Source organism: Flavobacterium zepuense (assembly GCF_007097145.1).
In the GTDB taxonomy this organism is placed as follows: domain Bacteria; phylum Bacteroidota; class Bacteroidia; order Flavobacteriales; family Flavobacteriaceae; genus Flavobacterium; species Flavobacterium zepuense.
The window spans coordinates 15,902-33,637 of sequence record NZ_VJVZ01000016.1 but is presented as its reverse complement, the minus strand read 5'-3'; the positions used below and the strand labels follow the sequence as shown (position 1 = coordinate 33,637).

Here is a 17,736-nt window from a genome sequence, read left to right as displayed (position 1 = left end):
TTTAGTTTTTATAATCGCATCCTGCTTTTGATTCGTTCCGGCTCCTGCTTTTCTGAAACTTCCCCTGCCGTCGGGCCACGGGCTGCCGCCTGAGTGGTAGCATTTGGGATTTGAACTATGGTCACATCATTTTCAATTACCGCTTCACCCAAATGCTCCTGCGCCTGCTTAAGCTGGTTTTCCTGTATCTTTATACTGATCTGCCTTTCCAGCCCCGCCAATTCACTTTTCATCTGCTCCAGTTCTTTTTCCTGTGCAAAAGGCTTTTGCAGCAGCTTTTCCACCTTGGGTATTTCCCTGTCGAGCTCGTTTAATTTCCCTTGGTACTTATCTTTAAGGCTTTCCACACGGTCAATAGCATTTAAAAAATGCCTGGCTGCCAGTTTGGGATTATCAATATTGGGCAGGCCATCATTGAAGGTGTACCGGATGCCCTCTGCCTCCCTTTGGGCGAAAAAGCTATTGGAATAGCGGTACTCATAGCTGCCATTTACTTCATAGGTTTCCTGCTTCCTTTTAATATACAGGTCAAAGCCATACAGGCTACCGATCTTTTGTTCCTGCCCCCCGGCAGGTGGTAGCCAATCCCTGTAAAGGCCGATGATGTGCTTGCCGATTACCTCGGCATCAGCGCTCTTAAGCCCGCTCAGCTGGATAGGATTTGCCTTAGCGCCATCATCCGTAAACTGAAGCCTGCTTCTATAAACTTCAGCATCGCCCGTCAGCTTTTCCAATGTGGCGCTCGTGCTATGCCGCTCATTCTGCATGTTCTCCAGCCCGTAGCGATTGCGGCTTACCTCACGGAAGTGTACTGTTTTAAGGCTCTCCATAACGGCAACCTTTTTCTCCAGCTTGCTTTTCTCTAAAAGCGAAGTATCCCCTGAGAGGATGGCGATGTATTCAGAGAAGTTCATGCCGCTCTTCTCATCAATGGAACCCTCGTCTATGGTACGTACATTCAGTTCACAGTTTTTCATCTGCGCGATGAAGGTTTCCTTGTTTTTGAGCAGGTTGAACTTGTAATTGTCAAGTGACTGTTCGGTGGCGTAGATGAAATTCTGCACCTTGTTATCATAGTGTTCCTTTGCCACTTTGTTGCCCTGCCTGCCGCCGCGCCCGTTGCGCTGCCCAAGGTCGGAAGGCCGCCATGGGATATCCAGGTGGTGCATCGCAACCACACGCTCCTGCACATTAAGGCCGGTTCCTGCTTTTTCCGTACTGCCCAAGAGGATACGGATCTCACCCCGGTTCATCTTTCTAAAGAGCTCCGGCTTGCGCTTGTCCGTCCAGTCATGGATGTAGGTGATCTGATTAGCCGGAATATTAAAGTCCCGTACCAGTTTTTCCTTCAGGGCATCATACATATTAAAGCCCGCAGGCTTTGGTGTACCGATATCCGAAAAGACTATCTGCGTTCCCTTATGCTTTGTGCTTTCCTCAAAAATCCGGGCAATGTTCCTGGCCGCTGTGTTGACCTTATTATCGGGATGGTCGCCGTACCTGCGCTCATCAATAAGCCTAAGGTCAGCCGCCATTTTCTTAGCATAGTTGGTAGCGATGAGCATTCGCCCTAAGTCTTCTTTTGGTGTCAGCTTCGCGCGGCCAATTAATTCTGCATTACCCGTTTTGGCAAAAGCCATCAGGTTTTTGATAAACTCCTGCTGCTGCTCACTCGGTTTTATATTTACCAGTGTTTCCTGCAATTCAGGCTTGTCAAGGTTAATGTGCTTGGCGGTCTTATAATCGGTGATCTCATTATAGAACATTGCCAGTTCCGGTACTTTAATAAAATGTCGGAACCGTTCTTTGGCTACAATCTCATTGGATACGCTGAACTCAAAATCCGTCGTTTTTTTAGCGAACACCGCTGCCCAGGCATCAAAGTTTTCAATCTTCTGGCGTGCCAGTTCCCTTGGCCTTTGGTACTTGAAGATCAGGTACATTTCCGTCAGGCTGTTGGATATGGGTGTGCCCGATAAAAAGGTAACACACAGGTCAGCATCGAATTTTTCCTGTAAGGTCCGAACGGCAAAAAGCATGTTCAGCGCCTTTTGGCTTCCTTCCATATTGCCCAATCCCGCTACACGGTTATGCCTTGTGGTAAAGGTCAGGTTCTTAAATTTATGGCTCTCATCCACGAACAGGTGGTCGATGCCCATATCTTTAAAGTTGATGCCTGTATCTTTTTTTTCCTCAATATCTTTTAACAGCCCTTTTAATTTGCCTTCCAGGTTGTTCTTTCGTATTTCAAGCCCTTTCAGCATTTTTTTGGAGATATCCCCGCCAAGATCTTTTAAGGTATCCAGGTCAAGGTCAATGTTTTCCAACTCGCTTTGTAGTATCGACTTTTGTACCTCCGGTGACTGCGGTATCTTACCGAACTGGTCATGGGTCAGGATGATACAATCCCAGTTATTATTTTTGATCTCATGCAATAACCGGACGCGCTCTGAAGGCGTAAAATCATTTTGGCCCGGAGCCAGTATCTTAGCCGCCGGATAAGCTTTGCGATACGTTTCAGCAATTTGGTCTACGTTGGCCTTTAAGGCAATGATCATCGGCTTATGGATGGTCTTCAGCCTTTTCATCTCCTGCGCAGCTACAATCATTGTGAGGGTTTTTCCAAGCCCTACTTCATGGTCAACGAGTGCCCCACGATTCTGGATAATACGCCACGCCGCATTCTTTTGAGAGCTGTAGAGATCATCAATACCGAGGGCTTTTTTGTCCAACCCCGGAAAATTCAGGTGGCTGCCGTCATATTCCCGAAGCACATAACAATTGAACGTGTCATTGTAAAGATTCTCAATGTGCTTCTTTTCGTCTGCCGGCAGTTCTTTCAGCCAGTTCACAAAGCCATCGCGGATCTGTTCGATTTTTTGGTGTGCCAATTGGATGGCATCATTATCAGGCAAACGGGCCGTTTTCCCACCAGCAAGAGACACCTCATAGGTAAAGAAGGGAGTCGTGTTTTCCAGGGCATGTTCCAGTATGGTATAGCCATAGGTAATACGCCCGTTCTTAGGAGTGACTGAGAATTCCCTGTCTACTTTAGTATTATGCCCAGTCGTTACTTTGAAAGTATCCAGCGACGGGAAGTAGTTAATGGAGGTGTCCTGCTCAAAAAGTTCAGTTGCAAACCGCTGGTAGTAATCAGTGGGTATCCAGCGCTCCCCAAGATTAAAATCGAGTAATTCAAAAGGGATTCGCTCCGGCTGTACTTTTTCCAGTGCCTGCATGCTTCGCTCGTACTGCGGGTTCGAGGGCTCAGCCTCCGATTTAATTTTTGCCTGCTCAAGTTTCTCCACCACATTTCCACTCAGGTATTTATCTTCCGTCTCCCACGAATCATTTGCAGCACTGAGATAAATGTGGTTCCCAAGCCTGTTGATCGCCTCAGCCTCGCTGATTCCCATAGCAGCCTGTATGAAATCAAGGTCCACTTTGCCTGTATCGTTTAGGCTATGCGCCAGCGCTTCTACAGGGTCTTCCGTTACAAAGCGTTCCTTGGCCTTTTGAACAGAACCGGTAAGGATATCCGATTTGACAAAACGTTCCCCTTCTTTGCGCTCCAATGAGGATAGCGTCACAAGCCCAAAGGCGGTATCTTCCAATATGCGCTTTCGGTTAGCGGCAAGGTTAAGCAGTCCATAACGCGCCGTAAATTCATCATACAAGGCGCTCAGCGACGCGCGGTCGTTCGCCGGAATAGCCTCACCACTTATTTCCCTGGCGGAAAGTTCAAGGTAACTGTCGCGCAAGGTGGTATACCGCTCATAGAAAACAGTATTGCCCGGCAGGCTAAGCGGCTGGAATACTGCCTGCTTAAATTCTGCATCAGGTTCTTTGATCGTACCAACCTGCCCTAAGTGCAGCACCAGGGTGCCTTCTTTGTAAAAAGGTTTTAGTGCTTCAAAAGGGGTGATCTCCTTACGTTCCAGGCTGAACATGCCCTCCAGTGTGCGGTCGCCATCATACCTGTAGGTATGTCCGAAATTTCGTAACCGGCTTGAAAGTATGCTAAGCTCGTGGCCGAGCAGCCTTGCATCCATCCAATCGGCTGAAAGGCCATCGATCTCTCTTACATTGGAATAGAGCTTGTACAGGAAACGATTGGTCTTTTGCTGCTTTGCCGTTAAGAGCACCACGTTCTCATGCAAGGGATTATCCGTTGTCCTTATGGTACTGATAATGCGGGCGGTGTTTTTCTGTACAACCCCTTCATCCATCGGGTTCACATAGGCCAGTGCCCTGTTAATGCTTTCCGCAGGCGCTGTATCAAACAGCCCCAGTTGTACCGACTCCGTAGGCGATTTGCTCTCCGGCATCGGCAGGTAGGTCAGCTTTTTAATTTCCTCCTTTGGCAATTCCGGTTTATAGCCCTGCGCCAGTAAGAACCGTTCCTTGTTGAAACGGTTTTGGAACTGATTATCAAGGCTTGCCTTTAAAACAGCGGCAATACCTTCCATTGGGCCATCCTGCCATATCACTTCTGTAGCACGCCCATACTGGTTAGTACCCGCCATTTGCCTGTTGCCGATAACGACGTCGTGCTCGCTTATAGCGATAAAATAATTCTTAGGATAGCGGCCAAATTCATTTTCACGTTCCTCAACAGTGTTCAGGAAGTCTTCTTCCCAGCTTAATTTCTCTTTACCGCTATTTTTTTGAACGATCAATAAATGGCTGGGCGCTTCCGTATTCCCTGTTTCCTTCATTAGGTTATCGGGCATTACCGCCATACCTACAAAATCTGCCCTTTCAAAAAGGTATTGCCTTGCCCCCTGGTTGGAAGGGCTGTTTAAAAAAGCGTCTGTGGTCAGGTATGCCAAGAGCCCGCCATCGGCCAGCTTGTCCAACCCCTTGGCAAAAAAATAATTGTGGATCTTACCTGAGAGGTCTTTGTCAGGGTACGCCGGGTCAAATACAGAAAAGTTTCCAAACGGGATGTTGCTTACGACAAGATCGTGAGTACCGTTGTCTTTCACAGGAGCCTCCTCGAAGCCTGAAATTTGGGTAGTGGCAGGCACTGGCAATTTACTGTTGACTGCCGAGAGCACCAGTCCGGTGAGTTTATCTTTCTCGACGGCAGTGATTTGCTCTACATTTGGGAATGCCTTTACCGCCTCACTAATAAATACCCCTGAACCCGCTGAGGGTTCATACAACCTCTTAGGTGCTATGCCTTGTTGCTTGAGCACTTCATACACCACCTTCGGCACCACTTCCGGAGTATAGAAAGCAGTCAGCACACTATTCCTGAGCGATGCAATGATCTCTTTGTACTCTTGCGCTCTGTAGTTCTCTTTTAGAAGGTCATGCAGCCGCATCATTTCGGTATGCAGCTTCAAATCTTCTTTAGTCGCTCCATTCGCCTTCCAGTCATCGGTGCTGCCATAAGGATACAGGATGGCTTTAATGCCCCCAAAACCGGCATACCCATGCAAGGTGCCCACATCCTCAGCGGATACCGGCAGGCCTTTTTGGTAATTCATGGCGATCTTGACCGCGCGGATATTACCTTCTAGTTTATGGGAAACATTATAAGCCATAACCCTGCATTTTCATTTACTCTCTTCTACTGGCTTGATAGCAGGTAGTCGTGTACCTGCGCGATCACGGCATACCGCAGATGGCGGTTGTCCTGGTTCTCTTCCTTAAAATCAAAAGCCTCAAAAACCTCTTTGCACACCGCTATGAGGTTGACTACCTCGTGGGTCAGCACGCCATTTTCCTTAAGCCGCTCAAAATCATCCGGGAATTCTTCTTCGATGACCGAGCGGATGTACAGGAACTTTGAGGGTTTCAATCCTTCGGTCATTGCATTCAGGCACAGTTCCTCAATGGCGTACTGTGGCTTGCCCTCAGCGAGGAAGGCTTCAGCCATGGGCAGGATATTGCTGATTTTCTCTTCGAGGTATTTGGTAACCGAATAATCCTCCTGGAGGGTTATCATCAAATCAGGGTTGTTGTGCACGATGTATGCCCACAACTTTTCTTTTAGCTGGCTTTGCATAGTTGATTTTTTTAAGAGATGCCGAAGAAAGATTGGATCACTGTGGCAACCACCACTAAAAAGATACAGCTGCCAAACCAGGCTGCTGCCACCTTTCCGGTATCCTGGTCGCCCGCATTCCATTTTTGGTAAACCTTGACAGCGCCGATCAGACCAAGGATTGCGCCCACGGCGTACATAAGGTTAGTGCCTGCGGCAAAATAACTGCGCACCTTTTGGTTCGCTTCTTCAATGCCCTCAATGCCATCCTGCGCAAAAGCGCTGCCTGTGATGGCGGTAATGGCTATGACGGTAAAGGCCATAGCTGCCCCCTTCAGGGCGAACTTTCTCGTTTTCCTGTTGCACGATTTCATAACTCACACGTTTTAAAGTTTGTATTAAAGAATTCCGGTAGGATAAAAAAGCGGAGGGCTTCGCCGTCGCAGGGCCCACTCATCCTTGTCACATTCGCCTTTCGCACCGGGCTGGACAGGGAAGCGCACTCCGCTTTAGGGCTGTTAATCTGCGTCCCACAATAGGTCCACCTCATTTTCTGTGAGGGTAACAGCGCCATATTTTTCACACTCCGATACGATCAGTTCATTGACCGAAGAGCGTAATGGTGATTTTCTGACATTGGGGTATTCAGCCAAAACCAGATGCAGGTACTTTTTAAATTCCTGCTTATCAGCATTTCTTTTAGGGGCATCGGCGATGATGGTATTGAGCCTGCCGATCAGGTGCTCTACCTCTGCAAATTCATCGTCGTCATCAGCCTTTTCATACGATTGGCTGGTCGTGGTTCTTTCCTGTTCCATCATTGTTGCATGGCCGGTAGGGAATACCGGTTGAACCTGTTTTTTGACTTTGCCTGACAACAGGTTTTTAAGGTCACCGGTATAATACCTGATCCCGACAAAGCAGTAATAGATCCCTGATACTATGGCTGCACCACCGAGGTACTCTGACCAAGAAATGTTGGTAAACATATGCGCTCATTTTTTATCGTTTCACAATCAACCCATTCATTAAGAGCGGGTTGTTTAACTGATTTCTGAGAGCAAAGTAAGGGCGTAAGGGAAAGCGGGGCAATTACAACTTTTTATTGTAACCCTTTTGTAACCCTTGTAACCCGAGTAAAATCAGGGGGTTTGAAGGGCAAAAAAAATTATATGGGTATGAAAAATATGAAGTTTAGTTGAAAAAAATCCTTCAACGGATGCAATCGGCTATTCTTTGTTGGCTACTTTTACACTACCCTACGATAGAGCCGCCTATTTATGAAAATATATGAATTTCTGATATTGGATGAAGAAAGCCGCTACCAAATAGTTTTTGACAAAGGGGTGCACATTGCATTATATAGTAGTAGCAAGTATATATACCATTTATATGCCCTGGATAATTTTTATGTCGAGATCCTCTATGATCCTATTACACTCATGATAACAGGCCATTTGCCGTTTAAACACGGAATACATTTAGAGAAGTACCTGCCGGATAAGTAAGAAAAAAACTTTCGACTATTTTTGCTCGTAGTATTTTACAATGGCCTAACAAAGAAAAAACAGAGCGAGGCGCTGGATACGCTATTTAGTAAATACCACCTGCAAAAATTTAACATCTGTTTATTACTAAAATCTAAGCCTGTTTAACTGTCGTGTGTATATTTACAAAGCGGAATTCACAACAGTAAAATTTCAAATAATAATAATAATAGTAATGGGAGACTTTGCTATAAATAACCTACGCTATTCTGGTTATGATTTGGGAGAGGAAAATCCCGAATTTAAGAAAGATGCGCTTACGGTCAACAAGCAGAATAGGTATGAAGTGCTTTCATTCTGCTTGTATATTATTGATAAATACAAATTTGAAGCTACGGATGGTAATTTACATCGGATTGAACGGTTGCTCCATCATGTGACAGTTGATAGTATTAATAATAAAAAAGACCTACTATACTTTGTAAGGAGAAACTGGAAAATGGAAGAAGAATAGAGCGTCCTAGTGCGATTAACCAATGGCACGGTGTTTTTAATAAAAAAAGGCTGGCTTAAAACTAGCCAGCCTTTTCCATGGTACAGGGAGTATCATTATCACATTATTATTACCCAACTTCGTTATTAATATGCCAAATACCATTTTGCCTTTGGTATTTCATGGCTCATTTTTAATTGCCAAAGCTCTATTTATCTACTTTTGTGGTTAACCGTAAAATTATTCATCGGTGGAGCGTTTAACGATAGCAGACCTGATACTAAAGGAACTGTATGAGTTCCACCGGGAGGAATTTTGTTCTCTGACCAAAGTGCTTGTGAGCGCACATATCTTTACAAAGGGAAATAATGATTTATTAATGGTGGTTAGACAACTGGAATCCGAGAACTTTGTTGAACTGAAAGGCCCTGACTATAACCCGCTTGCAAAGCTCACTGCCGAAGGCATCTTATTCTGTGAAAATTCTTCCTATACTTATCCCAATTATCCTATTATTACCCATAAGATCCCTCCAAAGCAAAATTTATAGGCATTAGCGCTTTGTCTGCAAGATCCATCCATTCTCATCGGAAAGTGCAAATGTGGCATTATTTTCCTTTTAAAGTACGTCTAGTTTTGTTGTTGCAAGAACAGCGAAAAGCTTAAGGTTCGTGTAATGCGTAGTAGACTCCACCGTGGCGGTCTTAGTGGCACTGTTCGAAACAACGGAAGTTAATTCTACAAGGAAAGGCTACAGCAAATTATATGACGGTGTTAATTTATGTAATAGCAATAAACTTTTATACTACTTTTGCGCCCCTCGCAGGGATAGATACAATAAAATGTGCTTTTAATTAATTTGTGATGACTTAAAAATAGCCATTTGAATGCCCCAACTTGGGGCATTCTCATTAATGTACAAATGTGTTCCCCTTAAGAGTTACTATATCCATTTGATTAAATGAACATTAAACGGTAAGGGTTCTCGCTTCTACAATGATAAAGTTGCCTACGCGTTCCCTGATTAGCCATTTCCCGTTTTGGAAAACATACTTGTCATCATACCTGACGCTGTAATCAGTCAATACATCTTTTCCACCATTATCCCTGATCATTTTAATTTGGGAAAAAGATACACCTGATGCAGTATCTCCATCTATCTGTACCGTGCTTTGCCCATTCATTGTAAAATAGGTTTTAACAAGCGATGCATGGCCGTTAAAATCCTTTTCCATATTCTCCCTCCCTGAAACATCGGCTACCATTACGCCCCCCATAAAAACTTTGTAGTTGATATCTGTTGTGAACAGGTCCATAACTTCCGAGATCTTTTTCTCATCACTCAAGTAGGCATAATCATCGATCAGATCCCTTAATTCTTGTTTGGTCTTTAAAACTTCCAGTGTCATAATTTCTTCTTTATTTAATGATGGCTTTTCGCTATCAAGGGTTGTTTTTATGTTGCAAGATTAGGTTATATTTGCTTACAATTTATTAGTAGTTACCTAAAGGTTAGCTGATAATATAAACGATATAACTTATGGATACCAATGAACAAACACAGGTAAACAAGGAATTTACAGACGAGTGTGTAAGAATAATGGCCGCTGTCAGTGATGCACTTTATGCTATCGGCGGCAAGTGGAAACTAATGATCATCATTGCCATGGCGAGGGGTAATACACGCTTTTCTGAACTTCAAAGGCATGTTACAGGTATCTCAGCCAGGGTTCTTTCGAGTGAATTAAAGGAGTTGGAGATGAACGGATTTATTATAAAGAAGGTCGCAGTAGGTTATCCTGTGACCATTGAATACGAATTACTGCCTTACAGCCGCACACTCGAAGAAGTTGTTGGGTCAATGACCCGATGGGGTATGCAGCACCGTGAGAAGATAAAAAGCGATATCTCAGCCTCACAAGCTTCCAAATCTTAAAATATTGCCGTTTCGCACAGCTACGAAACGGCAAACTATTTTGCAATAATTCATTTTTAGAACGCTAATTGCGCTTTTGCAATATCCATCCATTTTCATCAGAAAGGGCAAAAGTGGCGGTATTTTCCTTTGTCGTAACATCGAGTTTTGTTGTTGCCAAAACAGCAAAAGGCGTAAGGTTTGAATAATGGGTAGTGTAGTTGACAGTGACAGTTTTACTATCCTTGTCAGATATAATAGAAGTAACCTCGACGATTTCCTCCTCTGCAAGTTTTACGCGTTGGATTTTGTCCTTGCTGTCTTCTTCAGTTGTCGGCAACAGGTAAGGTTTTGCCTTGTCCGTGAATTTAATGATTGGCTCCTTCGCAATTACGTCCCTTAATGAAAGTCCCTCGTTGATGGTAACCATCCCGCTTTTTTCAAGTCCGGCAGCAAAAACCATTTTGGCATGGCCCTGATCCCTGCAAAAGATGGAGCGGTCTATCGCACGAGGATAACCCTTCTCTTTCTTTAAAAGCTGTATGGCTTCATCTTTGGATAATTCTTTTGACCCGCATCCGGTAAGCAGTATCCCTGCCAGTAGCAGAAAAAATGATAGTGATTTCATAGTTGATCTTATTTAACGTTAAACTCTTTTATTCTTTCAATAATACGTTCCAGCGTTTCAATAGCAATTTCCTTATCCCGCTGTTCTGCAACGTATGATTGCACCCTCATTCCCTCATAGGACACAGTTTCACTGTAGGGCGTTGAGAGGTGCGGCGCAATGGACCTGAACACCTCACTGAGCGAACGTGCCACGATGATCCGAAGTTCATCCGCTGCCCGAAATATAAGTCCCGCCTGGTCAGACGATAGTTGTACCAGCACTTTCTGCAATACCTTTTTCTGTTGCTTCGGTGCCTTTTTATCTTCTTCAGGTTCCTGTAAAGTTACGGAAGACCATTGAAGTTTTTTCTCATAATACCTGATTTCCTGTATGAACCAGTTGCTTATTACGGTTTCCAGGTCATGGTAATTGGGATTGTATTTCAGGCCAGGTTTAGAGTGCAGCTGGTTAAAGGCCTTATGCCAAAAGAGCAATGTATCTATCTTATCGACCGTATTTTCACATTCGCTCACTTTTCGCTCCATTGTCTTAATAAGGAACTTGATAAATGCTTTACTGTTAAAGTTCATGCATATCAGGAGTTCACAAAGTTCATGTGCCAGGGCATCGGTATCGGCATCCCAATTGAGTTTAAGCAACTCCCTGACAAGCTCTCGATGGTAAATGACTTTCCGGAAGGTCGGCTCGTAAAGCCTTTTGGGCTGGGCGCTGAAGTTGTCAAGGCTTCTGAGTACCACACCGGCAACGGGTTGCAGCACGGGCCGCAAATTGATTTTCCCTTTTAGTACATACAAGGCCTTGCGGACGTCCTTAATAGCAGTTGACAAATAAGTCGCCGGTACCCGCTCGTCCATCCCAAGATAAGTGGCAAACCTGTTTTCAATAAATAAGAGCAGGCTGTCCAGGCAATCGGTAAGTGTAGTATAGATACTGCGCAGGTGCGCATTTTTGGCCGGGATGTTTTTACGGTGTTGCAGGCTCTGATCTAATAGACTGTCCAGTTCCCCGTGGTACCGTTTGACCAGCAGTTCCACTTCATTTCTTTTAGCCATACTGAAGACCTGGGTTTTAATAAGGAGCTGGAGTCTGTTCTTTTCCATATCCAGTTCGTTGCAAATAGTTTCGGCTTGCTCAGCGGTAATAGCTGCGATATTTGATTTTGCCGGGTTCAGTGTTACTGTGATCATCAGGTCAAGGGCTTCTAAGGGATATTGGCGTATATCGGATAAAACCATAGCAGGTGATGTGTTGGTAGTTTCCATAAATAATGCATTTTAAAATTTCCATAAGAAATATTAAGCCCACTGGAAATAACAAAAGCATAAACCGCCTTAAAGTCGTTGAAAACGCGGTTTTTATCGTTGGGAGTTCAGGGGATTCAATCCCGGTTAGGTGGAAACCAATATTCTTATGAGGGAACTCAGGTGGTAATTTGGGGGACTGGGCACATTTGCCAACCGCCTTTTTGGGTGTTTTTGTGTTGTAAAAACAGCTGACCAGCGTTCAGGACAGCCATTGTATGCCGCACTATGCAAATATTTATAAACCTTGCTTTATCGGTCCATCCATAATTTAAAAGATACTACCCGGTCTTCACTGACATGGGTGAGCCGCTCATGCTCGGCAGGTATTTTGGTGCCGGTTTCATACAATACCGGGGCTACAATGAGCTCCAATGTTTTGTTTCTGCCCTGTTTATAGGAAGTACAGGCATTAAAGTTAACAATCATCCTTCTGTTGATACGGAAAAACAATCTTTTATCCAGTATATCCTCCAAATTCTTTAAAGGAATGCCAATCTGGTAGCTTTGTCCAAGGGATGGCATATCAAAGGTGCGCATGAATACAGTACCACCTAAAATGAAAAAATAGGCAACGGTATCCAGTTTAACGGGAATGGAGCGCGTGGGTGTATCGACAATAAGTATTTCGCGGGAGGGGCTTTCTGTCGCGCGGTTTACATTGCGGGTGACCTGCCGGTGCAAAAGGAAGGAATGCAGCCCAAAGTAATAAATGTTGATGACCAGTATCATAAAGATCACCAAGGTGTAATCCTGGCTTAGGTAGCTGGTGTGAAAGATATTGCGGTCAAAGATCCAAAAGAACATAGCGGCCAAGAGGAACGCCAAAAATGCAGGAGCTGCAAATGCAAGGAGCGTTTGCCATAAAAAACGCAGTAAGGTATTATCGTGCCAGTCGTACTTTTTATCAAGGCGCAGGGTTACAAAGTGTACATACTGGATAAGAAGTAATGCAATAACCCAGCTTCCGATAAATCCCCTAATATAAGACAGGGTAAAAAGCGCTTCAAAGAAACCCTTTTCTACATTGTACATAACAATGATGTGTGCGGCTATCGCCGCAAGAACCAACCTAAAATATCCGTCGTTATATTTTATTTCCAAACCACTACACTTTGCGCTTCATCTTTGATAAGCCGAATTTAATACTATCATTAAAAGCAATTATAATTAAACTGTCAATTAATAAAGTACCCATTGAACATCCATGCCCAAACAAGTATTATTGTACTACATCAACATTTACACTTATGGCACAAGAACTTTTCACTCCCGATGGTATGGCAGCTAAAGTAGCAGAGCTATATGCACTTAACCAAACACAACTTAACGCGCAGGCTAACCTGATCCAAAGCTCGTTTAAAGATTGGGTAGACGATAACTTTACCCTGACCACCGACCAGGCTGCTTACCTTTCAGGTTTAAATGGCACGTTCCTTACCGAATTGACAAATGCAACATCGGACAGCGTACGCAAGCGCCACTCCATCAAGCTTAGCACGAGTGGCGACGGCACTGTCGGCAGTAAATTCTTTCGTTTTATAAAATGCCTTAAAGGAGCCTACAGCACCGGCGGGGTTAATGAGGTAATCGGCGAGCTTGAATTTACCATCGCATACCAGTAAAGCATTGGAAATAAATTAAAAAGAGGCACAAACAAACTGTTAGTGCCTCTTTTTTTTGAAATTTTATTATATTTAACCATCGCTTAATACTATTGACATATTGATCGGATGAAATTAGTGCCCTTACATGATGAACTGTACCTGCTCGAAAGATTAAAGGAAGGTGACCATGCGGCATTTGAACAGATCTATCACTTGTATAAGTCCAGGATGATCGCTAACGCCCTTCGGCTGCTGAAATCGCGTGAACTAGCTGAAGAACTCCTGCAAAACCTTTTCCTCAAAGTATGGGAACAACGTGGCAGGATCGACACTACCCAACCGCTTAACGCGTTCCTATATAAGATAGCCCAAAATATGTCTTACGATTTTTTTCGCAAGATAAGCAGGGATAAAAAATTACACGAGCATCTGATAGCAGCGACTGTAAGCTCGTATGAGCATATTGAAAAGCAGATATTCAGCAAGGAAAACCAAGCCGCGCTTAATAAAGCAATTAGTCTTTTATCACCCCAACAGCAAAAGGTGTTTACACTTTGCAAGCTGGAAGAAAAAAGTTATGAAGAGGCAGGCCGCATATTAAACATCACACCCGGTACGATCAACAACCACATGCACCGCGCCAACCTGTTTTTAAAGGAATATTTTTTACGCCAGTCCCGCTCGGGTGTTGCCGTCGCACTAATAGCGTCTGTTATTTGTAGGGATTTGTGAATAAAATTGTAATAGCCCCTTCAAGGGCCCATTATTGTGCGTGAATGGAGCACTATGCAATTTTCTTAAACCGAATTTTAAAAGCAATAGATTTGTTGCATCTCTAATTTAACCATAAAACTCGCGGTTCCAATGCTTAAGGATCCAGCTGGTAATTTCTTTACGTGCCTTCAATGTACGGGGGATCTTCTCATGGAGCATAAATTCTAACCTTACGAAAGTTATCATACTTGTCAATCCTTTCTTTTCAAAAAATACGTTGATAAAATTCAGGACGTGGTAGCCATTATCCAACTCTATTACATCGCCGTCTAAAGATGTCGGTTCTGAAAAACTTTCTTTTGGCCACTTGTAGGTGTAGTGTAACGACGATTTTGTAAAAACTGGCATATGTAGGTGTTTTGTAATGTATATTCTACAAAAGTACTACGCCTGAAAATTTTTCTTTTACGGTTTTTCCACACTTTTCAGCAATTAAGAATTACATAAAATTCTATCGTTCAATGTTTTAAAGACATATAGCGTCATTGAATGTTTTTTGGGATGTCAAATTTTAGAATGATTGATAATGTTGTTGATAAACCATTGCTGTACATACCCTGTGATTGCGCGCGATTAACTACTTTAATTTAAAATAATAAAATGGAGGAATACAAATCATTAGCTACTGAATTATTTAGTATCAGGCTGGGCTACATAACGCAGTACAAAGAGGTTTCCTTACAATTAAAGGCAAAGTCTGAGATCGCCAACCATCTTAAAAGTGACCTCGCAAAATTAATCGATGAATACCTGAAAGGGGAAAAAATATCGATCTACGAAAAAAGTAAGCTCTTTCGGTACAATACGCAATTTGTCAATAAAATTTTAAGATGCTTTGATTTGTTATAATAACCATAGATCATCCGCCCTCTTTTGCATTTAACCTTATAACTTTGAGGTAGCCATGAAACAAATGAATACCAGCTATATTAACTTTTCTGTAGATCAAGTTCGCAGGATAAACTATTGTCCGGTCAATTTGATAATTTATCAAAATATAAAATCCCCACTGAAGGGGCTTTTAAGAGTAGCGGATAAGTAAATCTCCCAAAAATACCCATCCAATTAACTTAACTAAAAAAGATTATTAAAATACCTAAAGAAATTCATGCCTGCGATGTAGACAGCGACTTAAATTTAGCTATTTGTCAATTTATCTACAGAGGAATTAACATTTTTTTATGGATAACAGGGGCCCATCCCGAAATTGCGGGATGTATATAAATAACGAGCCTGCCATAAGGCAGGCTCGTTTCCCCAAAAATGCTCCCGATTGCAATTGCTAATAAACAGGTGTAAATATATTTAATTTTTAATTAACAAAGATGGATTGCTTATTAATTGTTGATTAAGTCTACTAATGCCGGGGCCGGTTACACATCTTTTTTTTATCATATAATTTTTTGTTGACTGCACTGTGAGTTTTTCTTTTCATTAGCGTATTACCAATAAAAGGAGATTTGGAAAGAAACGAGCGTGTTCGGGCCCTATTTGATAAGTACCTGACAAGTCAGATATCTGAAGAAGAGTTAAATGAGTTACTTGACCATTTTAATATTTCTGAGGACAAGGGTATCTTAATGGAACTGATAAGCGAGGAGTTATCTAAAGAAAACATGCTTAACGATCATGAGGGTCTTATCGGTGATATTGATTCCAGCCTGCAAAAGAAAATCTTTAGCAGGACAAGACCAGTAAGCAGGATCAGAAAATTACTCCCTGCCATTTCTATTGCCGCAATGATACTATTGGGGCTGTCCTTTGTTGGGCTCATGTTGGTGATGCGGTCAAAAAAGCAGGGAAATGAAGTAGTTGTAAAAAATCGAAATGACATCGCTCCGGGCGGTAGTGTTGCCACTCTTACACTTAGCGATGGCAGTAAGGTAGATTTGAATAGCATAAAGAATGGCTCTATTGCAAAACAATCGGGTACCACAATTTCCAAAACAGCAGATGGACAGGTAATATATACCAACGTAGGTAAGTCAGCTACCCTTCAATACAATACCATTGAAACACCAAAAGGTGGCGAATACCAGGTAGTACTTCCTGACGGAACCAAGGTTTGGCTGAATGCCGCCTCGTCTTTGAAGTATCCTACCTCTTTCAGCTCACTTAAGAAGCGAGATGTCGAACTAACAGGTGAAGCCTATTTTGAAGTTGTCCGTAATAAAGTTCAGCCTTTTCGGGTAAAAACGGCAAAACAGACCGTGGAGGTATTGGGAACGCATTTTAATATCATGGCATACTCTAATGAAGCAGGTACGAGTACGACATTATTGGAAGGCTCTGTAAAAGTCAGCAATGGAAAAAGCTACAAGATCATTAAACCGGGACAGCAAGCTGTAGTGCAGCAGGATATAAAAGTACAGCAAGCTGACACGGATGCTACCATAGCCTGGAAAAATGGCCGCACTTATTTTAAAAATACAGATATCCCAACTATGATGCGTACCATCAGCAGGTGGTACAATGTAGAAGTAATTTACCAAGGCGAGGTAAACCATGAATTGTTTACGGGTGGTATTTCACGCAAATCCAATCTATCGAGCCTTGTAAAAATTCTGGCATCAAGCGGTATACATGCCAGTATCGAAGATCATAAACTAATTGTAAAACCCTAATAACCAAATTGCCTATGCTCAAATAATAAGATCAAGTTTAGTTAATGCCCAATAAGGGCTGGGATTACTTCCAATAGTTCCGGCCCGGCATTGGGGCTCTAAAATGAGCAAAAAAAATCCTTCTAACAAATTACTATTAACCCTAACACGAAATGAAGCCACTCTCTTCACCAACCTAAAACATCTGCGAAGGCTTTCTGAAATTCATCAGGAGCAATTCATCCATTATCTATAAAATTTAGCTACAAAACCGTGGCAAGCCTATGCTATGCCCATTACTCAAATTTAAATACTTATAACACAACTTTAAAAATCAGAATTATGCCATTACAACCATTCACCCCAGCCGGGGTAACCGCCAAAACAACTGAATTATATGCTCTATCTACAAGCCTGCTTAATGCACAGGCAGATTTGGTAGAAGCTGATTTTAAGGACTGGATCAAGGATAATTTTTCATTAACCGCCGCTCAGACAACTTATGTTACGGGTATTAATGACCATGCTGCAAAATATTTTGGCACGCAATGTTCCGTGGCTTTTAGGGCGAAGCTGACAATTACCCTATCTGTCGGCGTGGAGCCAATTGATCCTTCGAATAAATGGGTGGTATCGCAAGATTCACTAATAACTTCAACCAATAGTTCCGGCGCATTGGAAACAATAGGTTCGCTCACCTTTAAAGTTGAATACCGTTCATAAACAGTCCTGATTTTTATTATTCAATATAGCTGTGTGTTTTTTTATGTACGAGCGTACTACTAATAAAAGCATATAGCTTATTCTCACAATTGTGGTAACAGAAACGGAACCGCAATAAGTGTAAGTGCCCAATAAAAAAAGGGCCGGAGAGTGCTTCCAACACTAACCGGCCTAACGTTGGGCAACTCTGGCGAACCAGATAAAATC

17 protein-coding genes are annotated in these 17,736 nt (G+C 42.9%); 8 read left to right on the top strand and 9 right to left on the bottom strand.

Annotation, left to right across the window (positions count from 1 at the left end; translation table 11 throughout):
* Positions 1–8 precede the first annotated feature (8 nt).
* The 4 genes from FMM05_RS19405 to FMM05_RS19390 all read right to left on the bottom strand — a co-directional run bounded on the left by FMM05_RS19405 (position 9) and on the right by FMM05_RS19390 (position 6,984).
* Positions 9–5,552: a helicase-related protein gene (locus tag FMM05_RS19405; RefSeq protein WP_143375085.1), complete on the bottom strand. Its 5,544-nt coding sequence runs from the start codon at positions 5,550–5,552 to the stop codon at positions 9–11.
* A 26-nt stretch (positions 5,553–5,578) separates the two neighbouring features.
* Positions 5,579–6,016 (bottom strand): DUF1896 family protein, encoded by a 438-nt coding sequence (locus FMM05_RS19400; RefSeq protein ID WP_143375084.1) that lies wholly within the window; start codon positions 6,014–6,016, stop codon positions 5,579–5,581.
* An 11-nt stretch (positions 6,017–6,027) separates the two neighbouring features.
* Entirely contained in the window at positions 6,028–6,318 is a 291-nt protein-coding gene (locus FMM05_RS19395) for a DUF4134 domain-containing protein (RefSeq protein ID WP_143375119.1), read from the bottom strand.
* 195 nt (positions 6,319–6,513) lie between these two features.
* Positions 6,514–6,984, bottom strand: a complete 471-nt coding sequence (locus tag FMM05_RS19390) for a hypothetical protein (protein WP_143375083.1) — start codon at positions 6,982–6,984, stop codon at positions 6,514–6,516.
* 291 nt (positions 6,985–7,275) lie between these two features.
* Between FMM05_RS19390 and FMM05_RS19385 the strand changes: the two genes are divergently transcribed.
* The 3 genes from FMM05_RS19385 (at position 7,276) to FMM05_RS19375 (ending at position 8,525) form a co-directional block, all read left to right on the top strand.
* Positions 7,276–7,503, top strand: coding sequence for a hypothetical protein (locus FMM05_RS19385; protein ID WP_143375082.1), 228 nt, complete (start codon positions 7,276–7,278; stop codon positions 7,501–7,503).
* 214 nt (positions 7,504–7,717) lie between these two features.
* Positions 7,718–7,996, top strand: a complete 279-nt coding sequence (locus tag FMM05_RS19380; protein WP_143375081.1) for a hypothetical protein — start codon at positions 7,718–7,720, stop codon at positions 7,994–7,996.
* Between the two features lie 229 nt (positions 7,997–8,225).
* Positions 8,226–8,525 carry a hypothetical protein gene (locus tag FMM05_RS19375; protein ID WP_143375080.1) on the top strand — a complete coding sequence of 100 codons (300 nt, stop codon included), beginning with the start codon at positions 8,226–8,228 and terminating at the stop codon, positions 8,523–8,525.
* A 418-nt stretch (positions 8,526–8,943) separates the two neighbouring features.
* On the opposite strand, the gene FMM05_RS19370 is transcribed toward FMM05_RS19375, so the two are convergent.
* Entirely contained in the window at positions 8,944–9,384 is a 441-nt protein-coding gene (locus tag FMM05_RS19370; protein ID WP_143375079.1) for a nuclear transport factor 2 family protein, read from the bottom strand.
* 131 nt (positions 9,385–9,515) lie between these two features.
* Between FMM05_RS19370 and FMM05_RS19365 the strand changes: the two genes are divergently transcribed.
* Positions 9,516–9,911 (top strand): winged helix-turn-helix transcriptional regulator, encoded by a 396-nt coding sequence (locus FMM05_RS19365; RefSeq protein ID WP_143375078.1) that lies wholly within the window; start codon positions 9,516–9,518, stop codon positions 9,909–9,911.
* A gap of 64 nt (positions 9,912–9,975) precedes the next feature.
* Here FMM05_RS19365 and FMM05_RS19360 read toward each other — a convergent pair whose 3' ends face one another.
* From FMM05_RS19360 to FMM05_RS19350, 3 genes are all read right to left on the bottom strand, one after another.
* Positions 9,976–10,518 (bottom strand): hypothetical protein, encoded by a 543-nt coding sequence (locus FMM05_RS19360; RefSeq protein WP_143375077.1) that lies wholly within the window; start codon positions 10,516–10,518, stop codon positions 9,976–9,978.
* A gap of 8 nt (positions 10,519–10,526) precedes the next feature.
* Complete coding sequence (locus tag FMM05_RS19355) at positions 10,527–11,783, bottom strand: hypothetical protein (protein WP_143375076.1); 1,257 nt, start codon at positions 11,781–11,783, stop codon at positions 10,527–10,529.
* Positions 11,784–12,074: 291 nt separating this feature from the next.
* On the bottom strand, positions 12,075–12,926 hold the full coding sequence (locus FMM05_RS19350; protein ID WP_143375075.1) for a LytTR family DNA-binding domain-containing protein: 852 nt from the start codon (positions 12,924–12,926) through the stop codon (positions 12,075–12,077).
* Between the two features lie 146 nt (positions 12,927–13,072).
* On the opposite strand from FMM05_RS19350, the gene FMM05_RS19345 reads away from it, so the two are divergent.
* Entirely contained in the window at positions 13,073–13,447 is a 375-nt protein-coding gene (locus FMM05_RS19345) for a hypothetical protein (protein WP_143375074.1), read from the top strand.
* Between the two features lie 108 nt (positions 13,448–13,555).
* Positions 13,556–14,161 carry an RNA polymerase sigma factor gene (locus FMM05_RS19340; protein WP_143375073.1) on the top strand — a complete coding sequence of 202 codons (606 nt, stop codon included), beginning with the start codon at positions 13,556–13,558 and terminating at the stop codon, positions 14,159–14,161.
* A 108-nt stretch (positions 14,162–14,269) separates the two neighbouring features.
* Here FMM05_RS19340 and FMM05_RS19335 read toward each other — a convergent pair whose 3' ends face one another.
* Entirely contained in the window at positions 14,270–14,551 is a 282-nt protein-coding gene (locus FMM05_RS19335) for a hypothetical protein (RefSeq protein WP_143375072.1), read from the bottom strand.
* 1,112 nt (positions 14,552–15,663) lie between these two features.
* Here FMM05_RS19335 and FMM05_RS19330 point away from each other — a divergent pair.
* Positions 15,664–16,827 (top strand): FecR family protein, encoded by a 1,164-nt coding sequence (locus FMM05_RS19330; RefSeq protein WP_143375071.1) that lies wholly within the window; start codon positions 15,664–15,666, stop codon positions 16,825–16,827.
* Between the two features lie 321 nt (positions 16,828–17,148).
* A complete protein-coding gene (locus FMM05_RS19325) occupies positions 17,149–17,529 on the top strand; it encodes a hypothetical protein (protein WP_143375070.1) in 381 nt (126 codons plus the stop codon).
* Positions 17,530–17,736: the final 207 nt, after the last annotated feature.